Below are 24532 nucleotides of genomic sequence, written 5' to 3' on the forward strand. Positions count from 1 at the left end.
CACGGACTGCGGATTGTATCAAAAAGATGTATCCTCCTAGAATCTAATAATTCTTCGTCGAATACCCTATTTTGACTTTATCCGCTACGTCCTTTGTATCTTGATTTTCCCAACTAGCAGCTCAGCTTCAATGGTGATTTCTTTGAGTTGGGTCCAATCGATTTTTTCTTGGTCAACGTGAAATAGAAGGGGGGTCATGGCGAGGAGCGCCTGGCGTTCTTCAGGAGTTAAACTCTTGGTGAGGCTGACCGTTTCGGATGAGAGGATCTGGCAGTGGTCTTCAAAGTGCTCCAAAATTTCCTGGTTGGAGTAGGACTGCTTGGTCAATTGATCTTGGGCCAACTGACGAATTTCTTTTAGATGAGAAGAGGTTGGAACGACCTTAATGATGACCCCTTCAGCTTTTAAGACACGCTCAAATTCAGCGTAATTAGCCGGGGAGAAGATGTCCAAAATGACATCCATACTCTTGGATTGAATGGGTAGATGAGCCAAGTCTCCTACAAACCAATTGACCTTCCAGCTAGCGTCACTCTTGGCAGCTAGTTGCACAGATTCCTTGGAAAGATCAAAGGCATAGAAAGTAGCCTTGGGATAGGCTTCTTGTAGTTTTCGGGAGTAATAGCCTTCTCCGCAACCGATATCTAGAATTCTGGCATCACTGGTCGGAATTTTTTGTCCGATCGCTGTTAGAATCGGCTCGTAAAAACCTGCTTCCAAGATTAGCTGGCGATTCTGGAAATTTTCTTTGTCATAGTCCTTCGATTGTTTGATCTGAGGAGCTAGGTTGACATAGCCGAATTTCGCTAAATCAAAAGAATGGCCCTTGGGACATTTAAAACTGGTCTCCACAAGTTCTAGGTCCAGTTGACAGATGGGACAGGCAAAAGCAGTGGCTGTTTGAAATCGTTGTAATTTTGGTTTGATCGGTGTATTCATATTAGTAGTGTAACAAAAGAGCCTCTAGATAGCAACCGATGTTTTAATGGGACTAAGTCACACTTTTTTAACGAATCTACGCGGTATTGAATGGAACTTGAGTCTCTTTATTTAATTTCCTTATTTTAATCTCTTCTATCTCGCCACTCATCTCTTCATTTTGACCACTTATCCCCAAAAGCCGTTTTTTAAATGGCTTTTTTGTTAGACTGGTTCTATCAAAAGGAGAGAGAACATGATATTACAAGCTAAAAACATCAGTAAACGATATGGAAATCATTTAGCCGTAAACAATATTCATTTACAGTTTGAAAAGGGAACCTTTAATGCGATTCTAGGACCAAATGGGGCGGGGAAATCAACAACGATTTCCATATTGATTGGTTTGAAACAACCAACGCAAGGTGAAATCATCTATGAACCAGGTACTAAAATTGGTGTGGTCTTCCAGACTAGTGTCTTAGATGAGATGCTAACGGTTAGGGAAAATCTGACCATTCGTGCGAAACAGTATAAAGGCTTAAAACCCGATCGTGTGTCTAATCTCATTGGTCGGCTAGGCCTATCAGCTTTCCAAAAGCAGAAATACGGAACGCTTTCAGGTGGCCAAAAGCGTCGAGTTGACATTGCGCGTGCTCTACTACACAGTCCAGACCTTTTGTTCTTAGATGAGCCAACGACAGGTCTGGATATCCAAACCCGGAAGTCTATTTGGGATTTGCTCTATCAATTGCAGAGAGAAGAGGGAATGACTGTTGTTTTGACCACGCATTATCTTGACGAAGCAGATGAAGCTGATCAAATTTATATTGTAGACCATGGGGAAGTGATTGCTCAAGGATCGGCACTAGATATTAAGAGTCAGTATGCTACTAATATCTTAAAGATTCGTTTCAAGGAGATGCAGCAGATAGAAAGTCTCAAATCTTCGGGAATGTCAGTAGAGCAACAAAGTCAATTGGAGTATATTTTTCAACCCAAGAGTGAAAGGGAAGCCATTGATTATCTGGCGCAAGTTAGAGATAATCTAGCCCATTTTGAGTTTCGTCCAGGGACCATGGATGATGCCTTTATTGCACTTACAGGAAGAGAGGTCCGCTAATGCTAGCCTTACTAAAGCGAAATTTTTTATTGTATTTTAGGAATCGTTCAGGAGTTTTCTTCTCCCTGTTGGGAGCCTTGATTTCCTTTGTTCTCTATATTATTTTTCTTCAAAAAAATCTAACAGATGCTTGGGCTCAGCTCCCCAATAGTGGTCCTGTGTTAAATAATTGGTTAATGAGTGGGACGCTGGCTGTGACAGGGATTACGACAAGTCTGGCTGCCCTGACTCAGTTAGTAAAGGACCGTGAACATCAAGTAGATCAGGATCTTTATTTATCGGACCAAGGAAAGTGGCGGTTACCATTTTCGTATCTAACGAGCGCAATCATCATCTCTTTTTTCATGCAGGCCCTTATGTATGTGCTGATGTGTGGCTATTTTAGAGAAGTTCCAACCCTTTCTCTATTACCTGAGGTACTCCTCATCATGTTGCTTAGTAGCCTGCTTTCTAGTTTAGTGAATGCCATTTTTGTTTATTTTTTCCATTCCGTAGACAGTCTTGGGAAGTTTTCGACCATAGTGGGTACAGCTTCTGGTTTTTTGGTAGGGACTTATGTACCTTTAGGTGTTTTACCTGATTTTGCACAACTACTAATGGAATGTACTCCAGCAACTTATATTGCTGCACTTTATCGACAAGTACTCATGAAAGAAGCAGTGAGCGAAACCTTTAAGGGGAGGGATGATCTTCTTCGAGAATTTCAAGAAAAAATGGGTGTTCAGCTCAAATGGCAAGCCTTATTGACAAAGGAACAAACATACCTTATAGTGTTAGGTGGTATTCTTCTAGCATTGGGGATTTGGATTTCCTTAGCAAAAAGATCGAGTAAAAGAAAGTAAGTGAGAATTGGAGTAGGAATGAAGATTCGTTTTGAGGAAAAACAGGATATCCCAGAAAACGACCCCTGTGTGGTCATTCAAGCCAAGCAATTATCTGATCAAGCACGAGAGGTGATGGACTATCTTGAACAGTTTTCGACAGTGAATCAAGTAGTGATTCCTATCAAAACAGATGATCATTTGATCATGGTGAAAATTGATGACATTATTTTAGCCGAGATTGATAAGAATCAGCTAACCATTTATACGACAGACAAAACGTTTACCGTCAGAGATACTTTGACAAATTTTCAACATCGGATTAATCGTCGTAATTTTTTACAGATATCCCGCCACGCGGTGATGAATATCGACCATTTGGAATCGCTATCGGATAGTTTTTCAGGCAATATGATGGCTAAACTGACACGTGGAGTAAAATCAAGTGTCAGTCGGAAATATGTCAAATCCTTGATGGATTATTTAGGGGTATAGGAGAAAGTGATGAAACGAGTTATAGCTTATTTTGTATCTGGTATGAGGACAGGATCCTTCTTTTATTTGTGTTTGGTGTTATTATCCCATGTCTATCCCAACATCGTCTATCCCGCTGTAAATGTCCGCAACATCCTAGCGATCTTTTTGATGAGTGGGACAATGGGGGTCTTGACGTTCATTCTTGAGGAAGAAGAGTTTTTGACCTATAGTTTGCGTGTAGCCTTGCATTTAGTTGTGACAGCTACCATCTTAGCATTGACCTACTTATTTTTTGGCTGGGGGGCAGCCTTACGGAGTCCTATTCCTTGGTTGATCTTTCTAGCCATTTACGGTCTGATCTGGCTGTACCAGATTTGGCAACTCCATAAAAAAACTCAACGAATCAACCAAGCTTTGTTGCATCGCAGAAAAGGGAAATAGTCCCAGAAAAAAGTGTATAAGAAAACCACGAAGTTCATACCAAACTTCGTGGTTTTACTTTCTTAATAAGTCAAAACAAAGTATTTTTTCTTACCGCGACGGATAACGGTCAATTCATTTTCTAATTTATCGCTATCGCTCAAGACATAGTCAAGGTCTTGGATGCGTTCGCCGTTGACGTAGATAGCTCCATTTTGAACATCTTCGCGGGCTTGGCGTTTAGAATTGACCACACCAGCTGTGACCAAGAGTTCAACAATGTTGAGGTTGTCTTCTGCTTGGACCTGGTAGTTTGGCACACCACGAAGGCCTTGTTTGAGTTCTTTGACAGAAAGGTTTTTGATGTTTCCTGCAAAGAGTTGTTCTGTGATGTTGAGGGCTTCCTTGTAGGCTTCTTCGCCGTGGACAAGGGTAACCACTTCACGCGCCAAGATCTTTTGAGCCAAGCGTTCATGAGGAGCGGCCTCAAACTGTTTGCGGATCTCTTCAATCTCATCAAGTGACAAGAAAGTGAAGATCTTCAAGAAGCGCACAGCATCTGCATCCATCACATTCATCCAGAATTGGTACATTTCGTATGGAGATGTTTTGTCTGCATTGAGCCAGACCGCATTGCCTTCTGATTTACCGAATTTCTTACCAGTTGCATCTGTGATCAAAGGAACAGTCATAACATGACCAGTTTTATCTGCTTTACGACGCATCAACTCAGTACCAGCTGTCATGTTTCCCCATTGGTCAGACCCACCGATTTGAAGGGTGACATTGTGTTCTTGGTTGAGGACGTAGAAGTCATAGCCTTGCATGATTTGGTAGGCAAACTCCGTGTAAGAAATCCCTGTCTCAATCCGTTTTTTAACAGATTCTTTACTCATCATAGCATTGACCGTAAAGTATTTTCCGACATCACGAAGGAAGTCAATAAAGCTAATGCTTCCGAACCAATCGTAGTTGTTGACCATTTCGGCTTTGTTGTCACCATTTTCAAAATCGAGGAAACGAGACAATTGCCCTTGAATGGAGCGAACCCATTCTTGTACAGTTTCTTTTGTTTGGAGACTACGTTCAGCATCTTTGAAGGACGGATCACCAATGAGACCAGTCGCACCGCCAACGAGCGCATAAGGTTTGTGGCCTGCTAGTTGAAGGCGACGGCTAGTCAAGATGGCAACCAAGTGACCAAGGTGAAGGCTGTCAGCAGTTGGATCATAACCAGTATAATAAGAAACCTGACCTTCTTCCAGTGCTTTGCGTAAGGCTTCTTCATCCGTCGTTTGAAATACCAAACCACGCTCTTTTAGCTCATCAAAAATGTGCATGTATCTTTTCTCCTTTATAAGTTTATTCATTTCTCTATTCTACCATAAACCACGGAAATGGCAATGGTTTCCATCATTTTCTTGTCCTTACCCAAGCAGAATGAGTGACGATTTCTACGCTCTTGTGATTGAAAACAAAGGGTCTAATCTGCTATAATATAGGGAACAAGGAGAAAGAATCAGTGAATCAATTAAAAGAGAAGCTGCAAGAGTTTTGGAAGAAAGTCCAAAAATTCTTTGCAAAGATGTATACAGAAACTCCGAATAAGGAAAAAAATGAGGAAAGTAGCTGGTCTGTCGGCGATATTTTTGCGACCTTTTTGCGAACCCTCAAACTCTTGTGGGATGTCATGATCGCCCTGTTCGTGTGCCTCTTTTTATTTGGTGCAGGGATCGGGATTGGTTATGCGGCGAGCCTCTTTAGCAATGTCAAGGTTCCAAAGACAGAAGAATTGGTCCAGCAGGTCCGCAACGTCAGCAGTGTTTCAAAACTGACTTATTCAGATAAGAGCTTGATTGCAGAAGTGGACAGTGATTTGATCCGCACGCCAGTAGCTGGAGACGCCATTTCAGACAATGTCAAAAAGGCTGTGATCGCTACTGAGGATGAGAATTTTGAAAGCCACAAGGGGGTTGTACCTAAAGCCGTTCTTCGGGCAACACTTGGATCCGTAGCCGGTGTGGGTTCCTCTAGTGGGGGATCAACCCTGACCCAGCAGTTGATCAAACAGCAAGTCGTGGGAGACGCTCCAACCTTTACTCGTAAGGCGACAGAGATTATCGATGCCTTGGCTTTAGAGCGGGGAATGGATAAAAATGAAATCCTAACCACCTACTTAAATGTTTCGCCTTTTGGACGAAACAATCGGGGACAAAATATTGCGGGTGTGGAAGCCGCTGCTCAAGGGATCTTTGGTGTCTCTGCGAAAGACTTATCCGTTCCACAAGCGGCCTTTATCGCTGGCTTGCCACAAAGTCCGATTGTCTACTCTCCTTATGCTGCAGACGGTAGCTTAAAGAGCAAGGAGAACCTCGAGTTAGGTCTGGCGCGTGCCAAAGACGTTTTATTCAATATGTACCGGACAGGAGCCTTGTCGAAAAAAGACTACGAGACCTATGCCCAGTACGACTTGACCAAAGACTTCATCGCTCCAGATGGCATCGAGAAAACACCGCATGACTACCTCTACTTCCAAGCCATGGCAGAAGCAAAAGAGGCCATGTATGATTACTTGATCAAGCGAGACAATGTCACCAAGCAAGACTTGAAAAATAATGAAACCGTCAAGGCTTATCAAGAATTAGCGGAGAGCGAGTTGCGCGAAGGTGGCTACACCATTCAAACCACGATTAACAAACCGGTTCACAATGCGATGCAGGCCGCAGTAGCAAACTTTGGAAGTGTCTTGGATGATGGGACGGGTCTTGTAGAAGTTGGGAATGTCCTTATGGACAACCGAACGGGTGCCGTTTTAGGATTTATCGGTGGACGGAATTTTGACGGCAACCAAAACAACCATGCCTTTGATACAGAGCGTTCCCCAGGGTCTACTATCAAGCCGCTGTTGGCCTATGGGATTGCCATCGACCAAGGCTTGATGGGAAGCAATAGCATCCTTTCTAACTATCCGACTAATTTCTCAAGTGGTGAGCCGATCATGCACGTGGATAGCCGAGGAACAGCGATGATGGATCTCCGTGAGGCCCTCAATACCTCATGGAATATTCCAGCTTACTGGACTTACCGGACCCTTCGTGAAAAGGGTGTGGATGTCCCATCCTACATGAAGAAAATGGGCTATGATATCCCTGAATATGGCATTGAAAGCCTGCCAATGGGGGGAGGAATTGAGGTCACTGTTGCCCAACATACCAATGGTTTCCAAACCATTGCTAACAATGGGAACTACCTCAAACGCTACATGGTAGAGCAAATCATTGATCGAGATGGAGATGTAGTTTACAAGCACGAGGCAGATCCTGTTCGTGTTTACTCTCCAGCAACGGCAACGATTATGCAGGATCTCTTGCGCGGGGTTATTACGTCTGGTGCAACAACGACCTTTAAGTCACGGATTAGCCAAGTCAACCCAACGCTGGCAGGTGCAGACTGGATTGGAAAAACTGGTACCACTAACTCAAATGGAGATATGTGGCTCATGTTGTCCACCCCTAATGTTTCTTTAGGAGGTTGGATTGGCCATGACAACAATGCTTCCATGCAGACCTTGACTGGATACAACAACAATGCCCAATACATGGCGCAGTTAGCGAATGCGATCTACCAAGCAGATCCAAGTCTCTTTGGAATTCAGGATAAATTCACTCTCGATAAGAGTGTGATCCGTTCTGAAGTGCTCAAATCGACGGGTGAAAGACCGGGCCGCGTCAATGTCAATGGCCGGGATATCGATGTGAGCGGTCAAACGGTGACGAGTCTTTGGGCTAAAAACGGAGCGCCAACTACTCAATACCACTTTGCCATCGGGGGATCGGATAGCGATTATCAAAGTGCTTGGGCAGCGATTCTGGGTAATAGCAGTGGAAATCAGTCGAATAATAAGAACAATTCGACAACCAATAGTTCATCAAGCAATAGTTCAAATCGAAACAGCTCAAATCGTGGCAATCGACGCTAGTCTGATCCAGTAGAAAACCTAGAGAAAGCCTTGATTTTTGGAGCAAAAAACGGTATAATAGTGATAACTAATTTGTCGTGTGCTTTATTTGAAATATTGTCCAAATAAGAGCTTACAGCAGTTAAATCTTACTTGAATAAGTCGATTTAGCTGCTCTTTTTGTGCCTATTTTTCAGAAAAATCCTAGTTTGTTACACAAATTTAATTTTTCTAAAAATTACAAAAAGCGACGAATGAGGTGAAGAGACAGCTCTTCACGTGATGCAAATCACACAATTGTAGTTAAAACCGGATAGGTGGTGAAAGTCATTTTACCAAGCTATCCTAGTATGGAAAAAGGAGCTAAAAACTTTGGCAGGACATGACGTTCAATACGGGAAACATCGGACCCGTCGTAGTTTTTCAAGAATCAAAGAGGTTCTTGATTTACCAAACTTGATTGAAATCCAGACAGACTCATTCAAAGATTTCTTGGATCATGGCTTGAAGGAAGTATTTGAAGATGTGCTTCCCATCTCAAACTTCACGGATACAATGGAATTGGAATTTGTGGGTTATGAAATCCGCGAACCTAAGTATTCGCTTGAAGAAGCGCGAATCCACGATGCCAGCTACTCAGCACCAATCTTTGTGACCTTCCGTTTGGTCAACAAAGAAACAGGTGAAATCAAGACCCAAGAAGTTTTCTTTGGTGATTTCCCAATCATGACGGAGATGGGAACCTTCATCATCAATGGTGGAGAACGGATTATCGTATCTCAGTTGGTCCGCTCACCAGGTGTCTACTTCAATGATAAGGTGGACAAGAATGGTAAGGTAGGTTATGGATCAACTGTTATCCCTAACCGTGGGGCTTGGTTAGAGCTTGAAACTGACTCAAAAGACATTGCTTACACGCGCATCGACCGCACACGTAAGATTCCATTTACAACTCTTGTGCGTGCTCTTGGATTCTCTGGAGATGATGAAATCATCGATATCTTTGGGGACAGCGAATTGGTTCGCAATACCATTGAAAAAGATATCCACAAAAATCCAATGGATTCACGGACAGATGAAGCCCTCAAAGAAATCTACGAGCGTCTTCGTCCAGGTGAACCAAAAACAGCGGAAAGCTCACGTAGCTTGTTGGTAGCCCGTTTCTTTGATCCACGTCGTTATGACTTGGCACCAGTTGGTCGCTACAAGATCAACAAGAAACTCAATATCAAGAACCGCTTGTTGAACCAAACAATCGCAGAACCATTGGTAGATGCTGAAACAGGGGAAATCCTTGTAGAAGCTGGTACTGTCATGACGCGCGATGTGATCGACAGCATCTCAGAACAATTGGATAACGGTTTGAACAAAATCACCTACATTCCAAATGATGCTGCTGTTTTGACAGAGCCGGTAGAGTTGCAAAAATTCAAAGTTGTCGCTCCAACAGATCCAGACCGTGTTGTCACCATCATCGGAAATGCTAATCCATCTGACAAAGTACGCATCGTAACTCCAGCAGATATCTTGGCAGAAATGAGCTATTTCTTGAACCTTGCAGAAGGTCTTGGCCGTGTGGATGATATCGACCACCTTGGAAACCGTCGGATTCGTGCCGTTGGTGAATTGCTTGCCAATCAAGTGCGTCTTGGACTTTCACGGATGGAACGAAACGTTCGCGAACGCATGTCTGTACAAGATAACGATGTCTTGACACCACAACAAATTATTAACATTCGTCCAGTAACTGCAGCGATCAAAGAATTCTTTGGTTCTTCACAGTTGTCACAGTTCATGGACCAACACAACCCACTTTCTGAGTTGTCTCACAAACGTCGTTTGTCTGCCTTAGGGCCTGGTGGTTTGACACGTGACCGTGCCGGATATGAAGTGCGTGACGTGCACTATACCCACTATGGTCGTATGTGTCCAATCGAAACACCTGAAGGACCAAACATCGGTTTGATCAACAACTTGTCATCTTATGGACACTTGAACAAATATGGTTTCATCCAAACACCATACCGTAAAGTGGACCGTGAAAAAGGTGTAGTGACCAACGAAATCGTTTGGTTGACAGCCGATGAAGAAGATGAGTACATCGTTGCTCAGGCCAACTCTAAGTTGAACGAAAAAGGTGGCTTTGCTGAGCCAATCGTTATGGGACGTCACCGTGGTAACAACCAAGAATTCCCATCTGATCAAGTCGACTACATGGACGTATCTCCAAAACAAGTAGTTGCTGTTGCGACAGCATGTATTCCTTTCTTGGAAAACGATGACTCCAACCGTGCCCTCATGGGTGCCAACATGCAACGTCAGGCTGTGCCATTGATCGATCCAAAAGCCCCTTATGTGGGTACTGGTATGGAATACCAAGCTGCCCATGACTCAGGAGCTGCAGTCATTGCTCAACACGATGGTAAAGTTACTTATGCAGATGCAGACAAGGTAGAAGTTCGTCGGGAAGATGGATCTCTTGATGTTTATCATATCCAAAAATTCCGTCGTTCAAACTCAGGTACGGCTTACAACCAACGTACCCTTGTAAAAGTTGGCGATGTCGTTGAAAAAGGCGACTTTATCGCTGACGGTCCATCGATGGAAAAAGGGGAAATGGCCCTTGGTCAAAACCCAATCGTCGCTTATATGACATGGGAAGGGTATAACTTCGAGGATGCCGTTATCATGAGCGAACGCTTGGTGAAAGAAGATGTCTACACATCTGTTCACTTGGAAGAATTCGAATCAGAAACACGCGATACCAAGTTAGGCCCTGAAGAAATTACCCGTGAAATTCCAAACGTCGGTGAAGATGCTCTTCGTGACTTGGATGAAACAGGTATTATCCGTATTGGTGCAGAAGTAAAAGAAGGCGATATCCTTGTCGGTAAGGTAACACCGAAGGGTGAAAAAGACCTTTCTGCTGAAGAACGTCTCCTTCACGCGATCTTTGGAGATAAATCTCGTGAAGTGCGGGATACTTCTCTTCGTGTACCTCACGGTGGAGATGGAGTCGTTCGCGATGTTAAGATCTTTACGCGTGCAAACGGAGATGAATTGCAATCTGGTGTCAACATGTTGGTTCGTGTTTACATCGCACAAAAACGTAAGATCCGCGTTGGAGATAAGATGGCCGGTCGTCACGGAAACAAAGGGGTTGTGTCTCGTATTGTTCCAGTTGAAGATATGCCTTACCTTCCAGACGGTACACCAGTTGATATCATGTTGAACCCTCTTGGGGTGCCATCACGTATGAATATCGGTCAGGTTATGGAACTTCACCTTGGTATGGCCGCTCGTAACTTGGGTATTCACATCGCAACACCAGTCTTTGATGGAGCAAGCTCAGAAGATCTCTGGGATACTGTTCGTGAAGCAGGTATGGATAGCGATGCTAAGACAATCCTTTACGATGGACGTACAGGTGAGCCATTTGACAACCGTGTCTCTGTCGGTGTCATGTACATGATCAAGCTTCACCACATGGTTGATGATAAACTCCATGCCCGTTCAGTCGGACCATACTCAATGGTTACCCAACAACCACTCGGAGGGAAAGCTCAGTTTGGTGGACAACGTTTCGGGGAAATGGAAGTGTGGGCCCTTGAGGCTTATGGTGCATCAAATGTCCTTCAAGAAATCTTGACTTACAAGTCAGATGATGTCAACGGACGTTTGAAAGCTTATGAAGCGATTACCAAAGGTAAACCAATTCCAAAACCAGGTGTACCAGAATCCTTCCGCGTTCTTGTCAAAGAATTGCAATCTCTTGGTCTTGACATGCGTGTCTTGGACGAAGATGATCAAGAAGTGGAACTTCGTGACCTCGATGAAGGGGAAGACGATGATGTGATTCATGTGGATGACCTTGAAAAAGCACGTGAAAAAGCAGCCAAGGAAGCAAAAGCAGCCTTTGATGCTGAAGAATCAGAAAAATAATCAGTAAAAATGATTGTCTTGTGAGAAACGAATGCTTCTAGCAGGATGATTCGATAACAAGATATAGACACAAGGAGGAGGGGAAAGAAAGTTTCCTTTCTTCCCCCACCTAAGCTGTATCCAAATGAAACAAGTATGAAAACAAGGAAAGGTAAGAAATAGTGGTTGATGTAAATCGTTTTAAAAGTATGCAAATCACCCTAGCTTCTCCAAGCAAGGTCCGTTCATGGTCTTATGGAGAGGTCAAGAAACCTGAAACAATCAACTACCGTACATTGAAACCAGAACGTGAAGGTCTCTTTGATGAAGTCATCTTTGGACCTACAAAAGACTGGGAATGTGCGTGTGGGAAATACAAGCGGATCCGTTACAAAGGGATCGTTTGTGACCGCTGTGGGGTTGAAGTAACACGTGCGAAAGTTCGTCGTGAACGTATGGGACACATCGAGTTGAAAGCACCTGTATCACACATCTGGTACTTCAAAGGCATCCCTTCTCGTATGGGATTGACCTTGGATATGAGCCCTCGTGCCCTTGAAGAAGTCATTTACTTCGCAGCTTACGTGGTGATCGATCCAAAAGATACACCACTTGAGCACAAATCCATCATGACAGAACGTGAATACCGTGAACGCTTGCGTGAATACGGACCAGGTTCCTTTGTAGCTAAGATGGGTGCAGAAGCGATCCAAGACCTCTTGAAACAAGTGGATTTGGAAGCTGAAATTGCTCTCTTGAAAGAAGAATTGAAGACTGCAACTGGTCAAAAACGTGTGAAGGCTGTTCGTCGTTTGGATGTCTTGGATGCCTTCTACAAATCTGGTAACAAGCCAGAATGGATGGTTCTCAACATCCTTCCAGTTATTCCACCAGATCTTCGTCCGATGGTCCAATTGGATGGTGGCCGTTTTGCTGCCTCTGACTTGAACGACCTTTACCGCCGTGTAATCAACCGGAACAACCGTTTGGCACGTTTGCTTGAGTTGAATGCCCCTGGTATCATCGTGCAAAACGAAAAACGGATGCTCCAAGAAGCCGTTGATGCTTTGATCGATAACGGTCGTCGTGGTCGTCCGATCACAGGACCAGGTAGCCGTCCACTGAAATCATTGAGCCACATGCTCAAAGGGAAACAAGGACGCTTCCGTCAAAACTTGCTCGGTAAACGGGTTGACTTCTCAGGACGTTCCGTTATCGCCGTTGGTCCAACTCTTAAGATGTACCAATGTGGTGTGCCACGTGAAATGGCGATCGAGCTCTTCAAACCATTCGTCATGCGTGAAATCGTTGCGCGTGATATCGTGCAAAACGTTAAAGCTGCAAAACGCTTGGTCGAACGTGGAGATGAACGCATCTGGGATATCCTAGAAGAAGTGATCAAAGAACACCCAGTTCTCTTGAACCGCGCACCGACCCTTCACCGTTTGGGGATCCAAGCTTTTGAACCTGTCTTGATTGACGGGAAAGCCCTTCGCTTGCACCCACTTGTCTGTGAAGCCTACAATGCCGACTTTGACGGTGACCAAATGGCCATCCACGTACCGCTTTCAGAAGAAGCTCAAGCAGAAGCTCGCATCTTGATGTTGGCTGCTGAGCACATCTTGAATCCAAAAGACGGTAAACCAGTTGTTACCCCATCTCAGGATATGGTATTGGGGAACTACTACCTCACTATGGAAGAAGCTGGTCGTGAAGGAGAAGGCATGGTCTTTAAAGACCGTGATGAAGCGGTCATGGCTCTTCGCAATGGCTATGTTCACTTGCATACACGTGTCGGAATTGCGACAGATAGCTTGAACAAACCATGGACAGAAGCGCAACAACACAAGATTCTCTTGACAACTGTTGGTAAGATCCTCTTTAACGATATCATGCCTGCAGAGCTTCCATACCTTCAAGAGCCAAATAATGCCAACTTGACAGAAGGCGTTCCAGCTAAGTACTTCTTGGAGCCTGGTCAAGATGTCAAAGCAGCGATTGAGAAATTGGAATTAAACGTTCCATTCAAGAAGAAAAATCTTGGAAATATCATCGCAGAAATCTTCAAACGCTTCCGTACAACTGAAACGTCTGCTTTCTTGGACCGCTTGAAAGACTTGGGTTACCATCATTCAACCCTTGCTGGTTTGACAGTGGGGATTGCCGATATTCCGGTCGTTGAAGACAAGGCAGAAATCATTGAAGAATCTCACAAACGTGTGGAACAAATCACCAAACAATTCCGTCGTGGTTTGATCACAGATGACGAACGCTACAATGCCGTTACAGCTGAATGGCGTGCAGCCCGTGAAAAATTGGAAAAACGCTTGGTGGATAACCAAGATCCGAAGAACCCAATCGTTATGATGATGGACTCTGGTGCCCGTGGTAACATTTCAAACTTCTCGCAACTTGCCGGTATGCGTGGTTTGATGGCCGCTCCAAATGGACGGATCATGGAATTGCCAATCCTGTCAAACTTCCGCGAAGGTTTGTCAGTACTCGAAATGTTCTTCTCAACTCACGGTGCCCGTAAAGGGATGACCGATACGGCCCTCAAGACAGCCGACTCAGGTTACTTGACTCGTCGTTTGGTTGACGTGGCCCAAGACGTGATTATCCGTGAAGACGACTGTGGAACAGACCGTGGACTTGTGATCCGTGCCATTACTGATGGTAAGGAAATGATCGAGCCACTCGAAGAACGTTTGACTGGTCGTTATACCAAGAAATCTGTTAAACACCCTGAAACAGGTGAAGTCATCGTTGGTCCAGATACCTTGATTTCAGAAGACCTAGCACGTGAAATTGTCAAAGCTGGTGTTGAAGAAGTCACTATCCGCTCTGTCTTTACATGTAACACCCGCCATGGTGTCTGCCGTCACTGTTATGGTATCAACTTGGCGACTGGTGATGCGGTTGAAGTAGGTGAAGCAGTCGGAACTATCGCTGCCCAATCTATCGGGGAACCTGGTACACAGTTGACCATGCGTACCTTCCACACGGGTGGGGTTGCCTCAAATACCGATATCACGCAAGGTCTTCCTCGTGTCCAAGAAATCTTTGAAGCCCGCAATCCAAAAGGGGAAGCGGTCATCACTGAGGTCAAAGGGGAAGTCACAGCCATCGAAGAAGATGCTTCTACACGCACTAAGAAAGTCTTTGTCAGCGGAGCAACTGGTGAGGGTGAATACGTTGTCCCTTACACTGCCCGCATGAAAGTCGAAGTAGGAGATCAAGTCTCTCGTGGTGCGGCTCTGACAGAAGGGTCTATCCAACCAAAACGTCTCCTTGCCGTTCGTGATGTCTTGTCGGTTGAAACTTACCTCCTTGCGGAAGTACAAAAAGTATACCGTAGCCAAGGGGTAGAAATTGGCGACAAACACATCGAGGTAATGGTTCGTCAAATGATCCGTAAAGTACGTGTCATGGATCCAGGAGATACAGACCTTCTCATGGGTACACTTATGGACATTACAGACTTTACAGATGCTAATAAGGATGTCCTTATCTCTGGTGGAGTTCCTGCGACTGCTCGTCCAGTCCTTATGGGAATCACCAAAGCCTCTCTTGAAACCAACAGTTTCTTGTCAGCTGCTTCCTTCCAAGAAACCACTCGTGTTCTTACTGACGCAGCGATCCGTGGTAAGAAAGACCATCTCCTTGGACTTAAGGAAAATGTTATCATTGGTAAGATTATTCCTGCAGGTACAGGAATGGCTCGTTACCGTAACTTGGAACCACAAGCAGTCAATGAAGTCGAAATTATCGAAGAAGTGCCATTAACAGATGGAACAGTCGATGAAGTTCAAACAGCTGAAGTCGTAGAAGAATAAGAAAATAAGTCGGAACTACAAGTTCCGGCTTTTTTTTTTGCAAAAATTATAAAAATTTATTATTTGAAAAATAATTGTATAATTATTGAATTATTTTTTTACCAAAAATATTAGCCCGGTAAAAGTCGTGCTGTAAATACTTACAATTAGTGATTATATGGATATGTATTCTAAACACCAAAATAATAAAATGACTAACTATTAGTAATTTCTTTATAAAACCCAAAATCGGTTTGACATTTAAAGTCATTGGCGGTAGAATGAAAAAAGATGTACACAAATTAAAAAAATGTCGAATTACATGCATGTCGACGGGGGAAGTTTATGGAAAAATTGAAAATTATGGTTGTGTTTGGGACGCGACCGGAGGCCATTAAAATGGCCCCATTGGTGTTGGAGTTGCAAAAACAAAAGGAGGTTATTGAGACCATCACAGTGGTTACTGCCCAGCATCGTCAAATGCTGGACCAAGTCTTAGAAACCTTTAACATCGTACCTGATTACGATTTGGATATTATGGGGAAAAGCCAGACCTTATTGGACATTACTTCTAAAATCCTGAATCAATTAGATCCAGTTATCAAAAAAGAAAAGCCGGATATGGTGCTCGTCCATGGAGATACGACCACTACCTTTGCGGCGAGTCTGCTTGCCTTTTACAATCAAGTCCGCATTGGTCACGTCGAAGCTGGTTTGAGAACCTTTGATAAATATTCTCCATATCCAGAAGAGATGAACCGTCAAATGACGGATGATTTAGCGGATCTGTATTTTGCGCCGACGGGCGAAAGTAAGGCCAATCTCTTAAAAGAAAATCATCCGAAATCCTCTATTGTGGTGACAGGAAATACTGCCATTGATGCGCTGAAACTCACGGTTCAAGAGGACTATCACCACGAAGTACTGGATCAATTGGATCCAGCTAAAAAAGTCATCCTGGTGACCATGCATCGAAGAGAAAATCAAGGCCAACCCATGCGAGCGGTCTTTGGAGCTCTGAGAGAAATGGTGGATCAAGAACCGACTATTGAAGTGGTTTACCCAGTGCATCTTAGTCCAGCGGTCCAAGAGGCGGCAAACGATCTATTAGGAGATCATGATCGGATCCACCTCATTGAGCCTCTAGATGTACTAGATTTCCACAATTTAGCTTCTAGAAGTTACTTTATCATGTCGGATTCAGGTGGGGTGCAAGAGGAGGCACCATCATTAGGAAAACCGGTATTGGTATTGCGCGATACAACGGAACGCCCAGAAGGGGTCAAAGCGGGGACTTTGAAATTAGTTGGTACGGATCCTACCGTCGTCAAAACGACGATGACAGAGCTCTTAACCAACGAAAGCCTGTATCTTCAAATGGCAAATGCCCGAAATCCTTATGGGGATGGAAGAGCTTCTGAGCGAATCGTACAAGCCATTAAACATTACTTTGGCCAGGGAGAGGCTGCCGAAGAATTTCATGAGGGAGAGAAAGAATAAATGAAAAAAACGGAAAAGTTAAGTAGATGGTTGCTGATTTTGATTGTTTTCGAAGTACTTCTTTTACTTTACTGCTTGTTTTTTGCAAGAGAGATTCTGATTGAAGAAGGATTGTTCTTTGTTTTAGGATTATTTTCTGCTATTGTTTTATCGGATTTATTGTTGACATGGACCATCCTGTTGTCATTTGCCCTTGGGATTGTCTTTTTGGTGGCGGGTGTTGTCTATATCCCATTTCATCAAGCCTTGCTCTTGCTCTTTAGTTTTCCAATCTTGATTGGAATCTTGACCCGAATTCGCTATCACCTCTTTAAAGAGATTGCAAAAGTGAAGGATCAAGAGCCAGAAGCTTACGCAGATTATCGCAACCGCATCGCTTCTTATGGCGGACAAACCAATGATACAATTCAGGCCTTACTCATTCACTGGTCGCACGAGGAATTGTTCTTCCAATTGCAACCGAGAGAGTACAATCGGACCTTGAACCAAATCAACTATTTGTTAACGCATCATCTGAAGCCAAATGAAAGCTTGTATTATGTATCAGACGGTAATTTCTTGATCTTATCTTCTGATAGCGAGCGGGATCTGAAGAGCGATTATATGACGGTCTTAAAACCACAGTTGGAAAGTCTGGTGTTCCAAGGAGAAGATGGGGTTCAGGGCATCCAATTTCAGTCAGGATTTCTTGTAGTGGATCAATCCAATCGAACCAAATACCATCGCTATAAAGAAATGATTCGTTACTTAAAACGTCAACTTGAAACAGATATTATTGTGGAATATTAGGAGGAAAACATGTCTCTTACAAATATATTTTTTAATATAGCTGTAGGCATTAGTGTATTTTTTGCCTTGTGCTTTATTGTATTATTTGTAGCTTATATGGTGATTTACCGCCGTGTCAATAAAAACTTTAAGGCGGTGGACCATGATTAGTCAAATTGTGATGATTATTGCCTTGATTTCGATTTGGTTATCCTTAGCCTGGGGCTTAGTGATCCTCTTTTCAGCCGTTCATTTTTGGTTTAAACACAGTGATTTTCGTGTTAATACGGATCCGCTTCCTTATTATCCAAAAGTGACCATTGTCGTACCCGCCCATAATGAGGATGTGGTCATTGCACAAACAGCCAAAGCGATCCTTGATATGAACTACCCACATGATCGTGTAGAATTACTGCTCTTTGCGGATAATTGTTCCGATCGCACCTATGAAGAGTGTTTGGCGGTTAAAGCATTGCCAGAGTACGCAGGACGGGATTTGACCATTATCAATCGAAGCGGGACAGGTGGGAAAGCCGGTGTGCTAAATGACGCTTTGGCGATGGCGACTGGAGACTATATCTGCGTCTATGATGCAGATGCCATGCCTGAAAAAAATGCTCTTTATTTCCTTGTGAAAGAAGTCCTCAAAGATCCAGAACGCCATGTGGCTTCTTTCGGCCGCAATAAAACGCGGAATGCCAATCAAAACTTCTTGACCCGCTGTATCAACCAAGAGATTGTTGTCACCCAACGGGTCCACCATGTGGGCATGTGGCACCTCTTTAAGATTGGACGGATTCCAGGAACTAACTTCATTATTCAAACCGAATTTGTCAAGAGTATTGGAGGATGGAAAAACGGTGCCTTGACTGAGGATACGGATATTTCCTTCAAGATTATGCAAAGTGGGAAGTTGATTGCGCTAGCCTATAATTCAGAAGCCTTCCAACAAGAGCCAGAGACTCTGAAGAGTTACTATATGCAGCGGAAACGTTGGGCCAAAGGGAATTATGAAGTGGTTCTTTCCAACTTCAAGCATTTATTTGGTAAGGGAAATTGGCGCGTGAAGTTAGAAGTGACCAACTATTCCTGTATCTTCTTCTGGTTCAATGCAGCTATCGTGTTATCAGACTTGATCTTTTTTGCCAATATTCTGGCCATGTGTCTCCATACAGTGTTGCCAGGCGTGCAAATTCCATTTGCCTTTGATTCAGAAAATATCTATATTGCGCAATTGATGTTGTTCAATTGGATCTTGATGATTGGGCTCTACTTACTTCAGATTAATGTGGCTCTTGCCTCACAATTTGGTCAAGCAACTACCAAGCAAATTTGGTTGGCCTTAGCTGCCTACTTCACCTATTCTCAACTGTTTATCATTGTATCGATTGATGCCATCTCTTCGATTGTGATGGACAAACTATTGCACCGGAAAGAAACTAAATGGGTTAAAACAAAACGATTCGCAGGATAGGAGAAATTATGAATACGAAAAAGATGAGATATGTATGGTTTCTAGTCATCCTTTGCATTTTCTGTTTGACCTTATTTTTAGCGAGAACGAGAAGTAAAGTGGAGATGCGAAATCGAATTTATCATCAGTGGAATGAGCATTTTGTTGTTTCAAAAGGGAAAGAATCCTATGTTCGAACCACCAATGATAGCAATCAAACGGTGGTTTTATCCGAAGCGCAAAGTTATGGAATGCTCATTACTGTTGCGGCTGCTAAAAAAGGACAGGCCCAACAAGCAGACTTTGACCGACTCTATCAATATTATCTAAATCATCGCTTGGAAGGTACCCAATTGATGTCTTGGAAACAAACCATCAGAAATGGAAAAGCAAAGGATGAGGACCATAACGCCACAGATGGAGATCTCTATATTGCCTATGCTCTTCTAAAAGCTGCTCAGCAATGGCCAAAGCAAGCCAAAGACTACCAGGCTCAAGCCAAAGCGATTTTAGAAGATATTCTCGCACACAACTACAATGAAGAAACCGGTGTGTTAACGGTGGGAAATTGGGCCAATCAGGATTCGGAATTCTATCATTTGATGCGGACGTCTGATACACTGCCAGCGCAATTCCAGATCTTTTATGAAGTGACAAAAGATTCGAAGTGGTTGGACATCAAAGAAAAGATGTTGCAGCAACTCCAAACGATCAGCTCCCAAACAAAAACAGGTTTACTACCTGATTTCATCTGGGTAGATGAGCAAGGGACTCGCGTAGCGGATCCCAAGACGATTGAATCCAAGTATGATGGAGCCTACTCGTATAATGCTTGTCGCCTTCCATATAACCTTGTTCAAAGTAAGGATGCAACCAGTCAAAAATTGGTGAAAAAGATGCTTAACTTTTTCAAGAGTCAAAGAAACCTGTACGCGGGTTATGACTTGAAAGGAAAGGCCTTGAACAATCATCAGGCAGCAAGTTTTTTGGCACCGATAGTCTATGCTTCTGAACACGAAAAAGGCTATCTGAAGTTGGTGCAACAGAATAAGTATATCTTCACACAAGATCTACCTCTGAACAACTATTATGATGCAACCATGACAACCATGATTGCACTTGAATTGTTCTAAATACTTGAGAAGAGAGAGTTCCCAAGATGGCTCGTCATTTTGTTGGGACTCTCTTTTTTGATTCTCGAAAAAGGGACCCAAGAGAAATCAAGTAGTCTATTTTTGAAAAATAACTGTGAAAATCGCCTGAGAATACCTGAAAAATTATGCTCTGAGCAGAAAACTTTTATTCTCAAAGGATTTTCTATATAATAGAAGATACAAAGGATGGAAGAGTTTATGTATCGAGTGATTGAAATGTATGGGGACTGTGAACCCTGGTGGTTTTTAGAAGGTTGGGAAGAAGATATTGTCAGTAGTCGGAAGTTTGAAGACTATTACCAGGCTTTGAAATACTACAAGCAGAAATGGTTAGAGTTGAATGCACACTTTCCAAGTTATAAGAGTCGGAGTGATCTCATGACGATCTTTTGGGATACCAACGAGCAAGAGTGGTGTGAGGACTGCAGTGATGATGTGCAGTTTTTCCACTCGATAGTTCTGCTAGAAGACGAGCACAAAATCCCTAAAAGCAAGCTCCGTCCAGGTTACGAAAAGGAAAAAGGAATCCGCAAACATCGTTCTTGTCAATATACACTCGATTCAAAAAAGGGGACAACCCTGTCATAAGAGATATTTAGAAGATTTTTTAGAGCTATCTAGAAAGTCTTCTTTTTTTGTCTTCTTTTTCGAATAGTATAAGTGAGAGGAGGAACTATGGTTCAAGAAATTGCAAAAAAATTGATTCGTATGGGAAAAAAAGAAGAAGCCCAGGATCTCTACTTTATCCCTCGGAGAGAGGAGTACCAGGTTTTTATGAGGGTTGGAGATGAGAGGCGCTTTGTACAATCCTTCCCTTTTGAGGAGATGACGGCTATGATCAGCCACTTTAAGTTCGTAGCAGGCATGAACGTGGGAGAAAAAAGGCGGAGCCAGCTAGGGTCGTGTGATTACCCTCTGGAGGATGGGCTGGTTTCGATTCGCTTGTCGACGGTGGGGGATTATCGTGGCTATGAAAGCTTGGTTATTCGGCTCTTGCATGATGAGGAACGCGAATTGCGTTTTTGGTTTGATCAGCTACCTGAGTTGAAGAAGAAATTGGCTGGTCGTGGGCTCTATCTCTTTGCGGGCCCCGTTGGCTCGGGAAAGACCACTCTCATGCATGCTTTAGCGCAAGAGCGCTTTGCGGACCAGCAAGTCATGTCTATTGAAGACCCTGTCGAGATCAAGCAGGATAATATGCTTCAGCTTCAGCTGAATGACCAGATTGGCATGACCTATGACAACCTGATCAAACTCTCCTTACGCCATCGGCCGGACCTTCTCATTATTGGAGAAATCCGAGATAAGGAAACAGCTCGTGCAGTCGTACGAGCTAGTTTGACAGGAGTCACCGTCTTCTCTACGATTCATGCGAAAAGTGTTCGAGGTGTTTATGAGCGACTTTTAGAACTTGGAGTGAGTGAGGAAGAGCTCAAGATTGTTTTACAAGGTATTTGCTACCAACGATTAATTGCAGGAGGAGGTGTGGTCGATTTTGCGACGGAAAACTACCAAGAGCACTCAGCCAGCCGCTGGAACCAACAAATGGATCTCTTGGCTCAATCGGGATATATCCAGCTGGCTCAGGCGCAAGCCGAAAAAATTATCTACCGCTAAACAAAAGCAAATCATCGAATTGTTTTTGAATCTTTATTCGAGTGGTTTTCATCTGTCTGAGATTGTCGATTTTCTGGATCGCTCTCACCTAGTGGAGAGTCGTTTGGTTTCCCAGATGCGAGAGGACCTCTCGAGGGGGCGGAGTTTTTCAGAGATGATGGCGGGGATCGGTTTTTCAGATGCGGTCACGACACAGCTGTCTCTCGCTGAGCTTCATGGCAATCTTGCATTGAGCTTGGAGAAAATCAGTGCTTACCTAGAAAACATGCGCAAGGTCAAGAAAAAGCTGATTGAGGTGAGCACCTATCCTCTCATCTTGCTTGGATTTTTAGTTCTAATTATGCTTGGCTTGCGCAATTACTTGCTCCCTCAAATGGATGCTCAAAATATTGGGACGCAATTGATCAGTTCCTTCCCCCAACTCTTTTTGGCCTTAGGAGCGGGACTGGTGACCTTCTTCTTACTCGGATTTCTCTATTATCGGAAGTCAGGCAAGATCAAGGTTTTTAGAACCTTGTCTCATCTGCCTTTCGGAAAAGGCATGATTCAAGCTTATTTGACAGCCTATTATGCCAGAGAATGGGGCAATCTGATTGGGCAAGGATTGGAGTTGTCTCAGATTTTTTCCATGATGCAGGACCAAAAATCCCAGCTTTTTCAAGAAATTGGAAGGGACTTAGCTCTTTCTTTAGACCGTGGCCAGTCCTTTTCAGAGACGGTCAGGGGGTATCCTTTTTTCAAAAAAGAATTGCCCCTTATGATTGAATATGGTGAAGTCAAATCAAAGCTCGGAAGTGAACTAGAAATCTACGCTGAAAAAACCTGGGAAGATTTCTTTCGTCGGGTTCACAAGGCCATGAATGTGATACAACCTTTGGTGTTTGTCTTTGTAGCTCTTGTGATTGTGTTACTCTATGCAGCCATGTTGCTGCCGATTTATCAAAATATGGAGGTTCATTTATGAAAACATTAAAAACCTATAAGGTTAAGGCTTTTACACTTATTGAAAATAGCGTAACCTAATTTATCAAATTTTCCAGCGAATAACCACCTTGTCAGATGTGACTTGCACCTTGTCGATCAGCTCTCTGACAATAACTTTTTGATTATCGTAGGACATATCTAGTACACTACTAGCATCTAATAGCTTTTCAATTCTCTCTCTTTGGCCCGCTTGCTTATCGTTCGAGGCTTTTTTTATTTCTTCTTCCAGCGCGCTTCTTTGCTTGATAAAATCTGAAGACTTGGTTCTTAATTCGTCCAGCGTGATCCTGTCGTCCAGGTATAGATCATTCAGCTTGCTCAGTTTGAGCGTTAGGCTGTCTATCTGCTTCTGGATTGCTTGCTTGTCAACCGCTGGGCTGGTATCGTCCGAAAATAGTTCTTGTATTTTGTCCGGATCATTCTGGAGCTGGGCGATTCGTGTTAGTACATAATGCTCTAATAATTCCATGTCATAGTGTCCGGAATCACACTTTTTATTGTCGTTGTAAACCGTGACACCCCTTGTTTTTCGCGGGTGTTTTTGGTAGCACTCATACCTTTTAAAGCGTGTACCGTCTTTTCTTACAGCCCCTAAAATAACTTTAAGGGGCGCGTGACAGTACCCGCATTGTGCCAGTCCGGATAGCATATATTTAGCCTGGAATGGTCGAGGGTTTGAGAGTTCCTTTGCTGTCTGCTGCCGTTTGGCCAGCTCTCTTTGCGTTTGCTCAAAATCATCTAGCGAGATTATAGCCTTGTGTGTGCCTTGGAATGTTTGGCCTTTGTATTGATTGAGGCCACAATATACAGGATTGGCTAGTATTCCTCTGATTGTGCGATAGCTCCAAGCTGGTTGTTTTGGGTATTCCCCGTTTATCTTGTCTCTTAATTTAGTGATAGACATACCGGCCAAGTAAGAAGTAAATATTTCTTTAACTGCCAGCGCTTCATACTCGTTAACAGTCATTGATCCTGTTTCTTTGTCGTAGTTGTACCCGTAGGAGGTTTTAGCCCACATCATGGACTTTCCAGACTTGGCCCGTCCCAGCTTACCTAATTGCATACGCTCTTTTATCTGCTCTCTTTCGAGCTGAGCAAATACGGATAACAAACCTATAACGGCTCGCCCGAATGGTGTCGAGGTGTCGAAGTTTTCTAGCAGGCTTACGAACTCAATATTATTCTTTAAAAAGATATCCTCGATCAAGTAGAGCGTGTCCTTTTGGCTCCGGCTCAATCGGTCCAGCTTATATACTAGTACCGTGTCAAATAGCTTGCTCTGGGCATCTTTTATCAATTGCTCAAGTGCTGGGCGCTCGGTTGTAGAGCCGGAGAAGCCTCCGTCTGTATATACTTTGTAAACGTGCCAGTCTTTTATATCGCAGTAGCTTTCCAACTTTGCTTTCTGCTCTTCTATCGAGTAGCCCTCTTCCAACTGAGAAGTAGTTGACACGCGCACATATAATGCTACCTTATTCATTGTCTTTATACTCACTTTCTGCTAAAATAGAGTATAGAAAGACACCTTTCAAAATATTCATTTTGAAGCCTTTCCTTATCTTGACTGCCTCACGCTCAGACTCGCCAAAGTTTGAGAGCGTGG

General features: G+C 43.5%; 18 protein-coding genes. 15 read left to right on the top strand and 3 right to left on the bottom strand.

Features of this window, described 5'->3' with window-relative positions; all coding sequences use genetic code 11:
- Window positions 1–84: 84 nt before the first annotated feature.
- Complete coding sequence (locus tag HMPREF2686_RS00620; RefSeq protein WP_070448816.1) at window positions 85–939, bottom strand: methyltransferase domain-containing protein; 855 nt, start codon at window positions 937–939, stop codon at window positions 85–87.
- A gap of 235 nt (window positions 940–1174) precedes the next feature.
- On the opposite strand from HMPREF2686_RS00620, the gene HMPREF2686_RS00625 reads away from it, so the two are divergent.
- From HMPREF2686_RS00625 to HMPREF2686_RS00640, 4 genes are read left to right on the top strand one after another with little or no spacing between them, the layout of a single operon-like run.
- Window positions 1175–2041, top strand: a complete 867-nt coding sequence (locus tag HMPREF2686_RS00625) for an ABC transporter ATP-binding protein (protein WP_070448818.1) — start codon at window positions 1175–1177, stop codon at window positions 2039–2041.
- Window positions 2041–2883, top strand: a complete 843-nt coding sequence (locus tag HMPREF2686_RS00630) for an ABC transporter permease (RefSeq protein WP_070448820.1) — start codon at window positions 2041–2043, stop codon at window positions 2881–2883. Before HMPREF2686_RS00625 ends, HMPREF2686_RS00630 begins: the two co-directional genes overlap by 1 nt.
- An 18-nt stretch (window positions 2884–2901) precedes the next feature.
- Window positions 2902–3357 (top strand): LytTR family DNA-binding domain-containing protein, encoded by a 456-nt coding sequence (locus HMPREF2686_RS00635; RefSeq protein WP_031572580.1) that lies wholly within the window; start codon window positions 2902–2904, stop codon window positions 3355–3357.
- A 9-nt stretch (window positions 3358–3366) separates the two neighbouring features.
- The gene (locus tag HMPREF2686_RS00640; RefSeq protein WP_070448823.1) at window positions 3367–3780 is read left to right on the top strand and encodes a DUF3021 domain-containing protein; all 414 of its coding nucleotides are present in this window, start codon (window positions 3367–3369) and stop codon (window positions 3778–3780) included.
- A gap of 62 nt (window positions 3781–3842) precedes the next feature.
- Here the strand turns inward: HMPREF2686_RS00640 and tyrS are convergent, their stop codons facing one another.
- Entirely contained in the window at window positions 3843–5099 is a 1257-nt protein-coding gene (gene tyrS, locus HMPREF2686_RS00645) for a tyrosine--tRNA ligase (protein WP_003004779.1), read from the bottom strand.
- A 182-nt stretch (window positions 5100–5281) separates the two neighbouring features.
- On the opposite strand from tyrS, the gene pbp1b reads away from it, so the two are divergent.
- From pbp1b to comGB, 11 genes are all read left to right on the top strand, one after another.
- Window positions 5282–7738, top strand: a complete 2457-nt coding sequence (gene pbp1b / locus HMPREF2686_RS00650; protein ID WP_070448833.1) for a penicillin-binding protein PBP1B — start codon at window positions 5282–5284, stop codon at window positions 7736–7738.
- Between the two features lie 351 nt (window positions 7739–8089).
- Window positions 8090–11659 (top strand): DNA-directed RNA polymerase subunit beta, encoded by a 3570-nt coding sequence (gene rpoB / locus HMPREF2686_RS00655; RefSeq protein WP_070448834.1) that lies wholly within the window; start codon window positions 8090–8092, stop codon window positions 11657–11659.
- A 161-nt stretch (window positions 11660–11820) separates the two neighbouring features.
- Entirely contained in the window at window positions 11821–15474 is a 3654-nt protein-coding gene (gene rpoC / locus HMPREF2686_RS00660) for a DNA-directed RNA polymerase subunit beta' (RefSeq protein ID WP_070448836.1), read from the top strand.
- Window positions 15475–15798: 324 nt separating this feature from the next.
- Window positions 15799–16953, top strand: coding sequence for a non-hydrolyzing UDP-N-acetylglucosamine 2-epimerase (gene wecB, locus HMPREF2686_RS00665; protein ID WP_070448838.1), 1155 nt, complete (start codon window positions 15799–15801; stop codon window positions 16951–16953).
- Window positions 16954–17742: an MMPL family transporter gene (locus HMPREF2686_RS00670; RefSeq protein ID WP_003009746.1), complete on the top strand. Its 789-nt coding sequence runs from the start codon at window positions 16954–16956 to the stop codon at window positions 17740–17742.
- A gap of 9 nt (window positions 17743–17751) precedes the next feature.
- Window positions 17752–17892, top strand: coding sequence for a hypothetical protein (locus HMPREF2686_RS10480; RefSeq protein WP_186822849.1), 141 nt, complete (start codon window positions 17752–17754; stop codon window positions 17890–17892).
- Window positions 17885–19195: a glycosyltransferase family 2 protein gene (locus HMPREF2686_RS00675; RefSeq protein WP_070448840.1), complete on the top strand. Its 1311-nt coding sequence runs from the start codon at window positions 17885–17887 to the stop codon at window positions 19193–19195. The genes HMPREF2686_RS10480 and HMPREF2686_RS00675 overlap by 8 nt, the downstream gene beginning before the upstream one ends.
- An 8-nt stretch (window positions 19196–19203) precedes the next feature.
- Entirely contained in the window at window positions 19204–20307 is a 1104-nt protein-coding gene (locus tag HMPREF2686_RS00680; RefSeq protein ID WP_070448842.1) for a family 8 glycosyl hydrolase, read from the top strand.
- 219 nt (window positions 20308–20526) lie between these two features.
- A complete protein-coding gene (locus HMPREF2686_RS00685; protein ID WP_049505981.1) occupies window positions 20527–20916 on the top strand; it encodes a DUF1033 family protein in 390 nt (129 codons plus the stop codon).
- An 87-nt stretch (window positions 20917–21003) separates the two neighbouring features.
- The gene (gene comGA, locus HMPREF2686_RS00690) at window positions 21004–21945 is read left to right on the top strand and encodes a competence type IV pilus ATPase ComGA (protein WP_049505979.1); all 942 of its coding nucleotides are present in this window, start codon (window positions 21004–21006) and stop codon (window positions 21943–21945) included.
- Complete coding sequence (gene comGB, locus HMPREF2686_RS00695; RefSeq protein ID WP_186822852.1) at window positions 21878–22909, top strand: competence type IV pilus assembly protein ComGB; 1032 nt, start codon at window positions 21878–21880, stop codon at window positions 22907–22909. Before comGA ends, comGB begins: the two co-directional genes overlap by 68 nt.
- A 63-nt stretch (window positions 22910–22972) precedes the next feature.
- Here the strand turns inward: comGB and HMPREF2686_RS00700 are convergent, their stop codons facing one another.
- The gene (locus HMPREF2686_RS00700; RefSeq protein WP_070448970.1) at window positions 22973–24418 is read right to left on the bottom strand and encodes a recombinase family protein; all 1446 of its coding nucleotides are present in this window, start codon (window positions 24416–24418) and stop codon (window positions 22973–22975) included.
- Window positions 24419–24532 lie beyond the last annotated feature (114 nt).

Source organism: Streptococcus sp. HMSC057G03, assembly GCF_001808745.1.
GTDB lineage: Bacteria > Bacillota > Bacilli > Lactobacillales > Streptococcaceae > Streptococcus > Streptococcus parasanguinis_Z.

What these genes read in the sequence shown, in the direction of transcription:
- HMPREF2686_RS00620 (WP_070448816.1), bottom strand. Translation starts at nt 939, where the DNA reads ATGAATACACCGATCAAACCAAAATTACAACGATTTCAAACAGCCACT.
- HMPREF2686_RS00625 (WP_070448818.1), top strand. Translation starts at nt 1,175, where the DNA reads ATGATATTACAAGCTAAAAACATCAGTAAACGATATGGAAATCATTTA.
- HMPREF2686_RS00630 (WP_070448820.1), top strand. Translation starts at nt 2,041, where the DNA reads ATGCTAGCCTTACTAAAGCGAAATTTTTTATTGTATTTTAGGAATCGT.
- HMPREF2686_RS00635 (WP_031572580.1), top strand. Translation starts at nt 2,902, where the DNA reads ATGAAGATTCGTTTTGAGGAAAAACAGGATATCCCAGAAAACGACCCC.
- HMPREF2686_RS00640 (WP_070448823.1), top strand. Translation starts at nt 3,367, where the DNA reads ATGAAACGAGTTATAGCTTATTTTGTATCTGGTATGAGGACAGGATCC.
- tyrS (WP_003004779.1), bottom strand. Translation starts at nt 5,099, where the DNA reads ATGCACATTTTTGATGAGCTAAAAGAGCGTGGTTTGGTATTTCAAACG.
- wecB (WP_070448838.1), top strand. Translation starts at nt 15,799, where the DNA reads ATGGAAAAATTGAAAATTATGGTTGTGTTTGGGACGCGACCGGAGGCC.
- HMPREF2686_RS00670 (WP_003009746.1), top strand. Translation starts at nt 16,954, where the DNA reads ATGAAAAAAACGGAAAAGTTAAGTAGATGGTTGCTGATTTTGATTGTT.
- HMPREF2686_RS10480 (WP_186822849.1), top strand. Translation starts at nt 17,752, where the DNA reads ATGTCTCTTACAAATATATTTTTTAATATAGCTGTAGGCATTAGTGTA.
- HMPREF2686_RS00675 (WP_070448840.1), top strand. Translation starts at nt 17,885, where the DNA reads ATGATTAGTCAAATTGTGATGATTATTGCCTTGATTTCGATTTGGTTA.
- HMPREF2686_RS00680 (WP_070448842.1), top strand. Translation starts at nt 19,204, where the DNA reads ATGAATACGAAAAAGATGAGATATGTATGGTTTCTAGTCATCCTTTGC.
- HMPREF2686_RS00685 (WP_049505981.1), top strand. Translation starts at nt 20,527, where the DNA reads ATGTATCGAGTGATTGAAATGTATGGGGACTGTGAACCCTGGTGGTTT.
- comGA (WP_049505979.1), top strand. Translation starts at nt 21,004, where the DNA reads ATGGTTCAAGAAATTGCAAAAAAATTGATTCGTATGGGAAAAAAAGAA.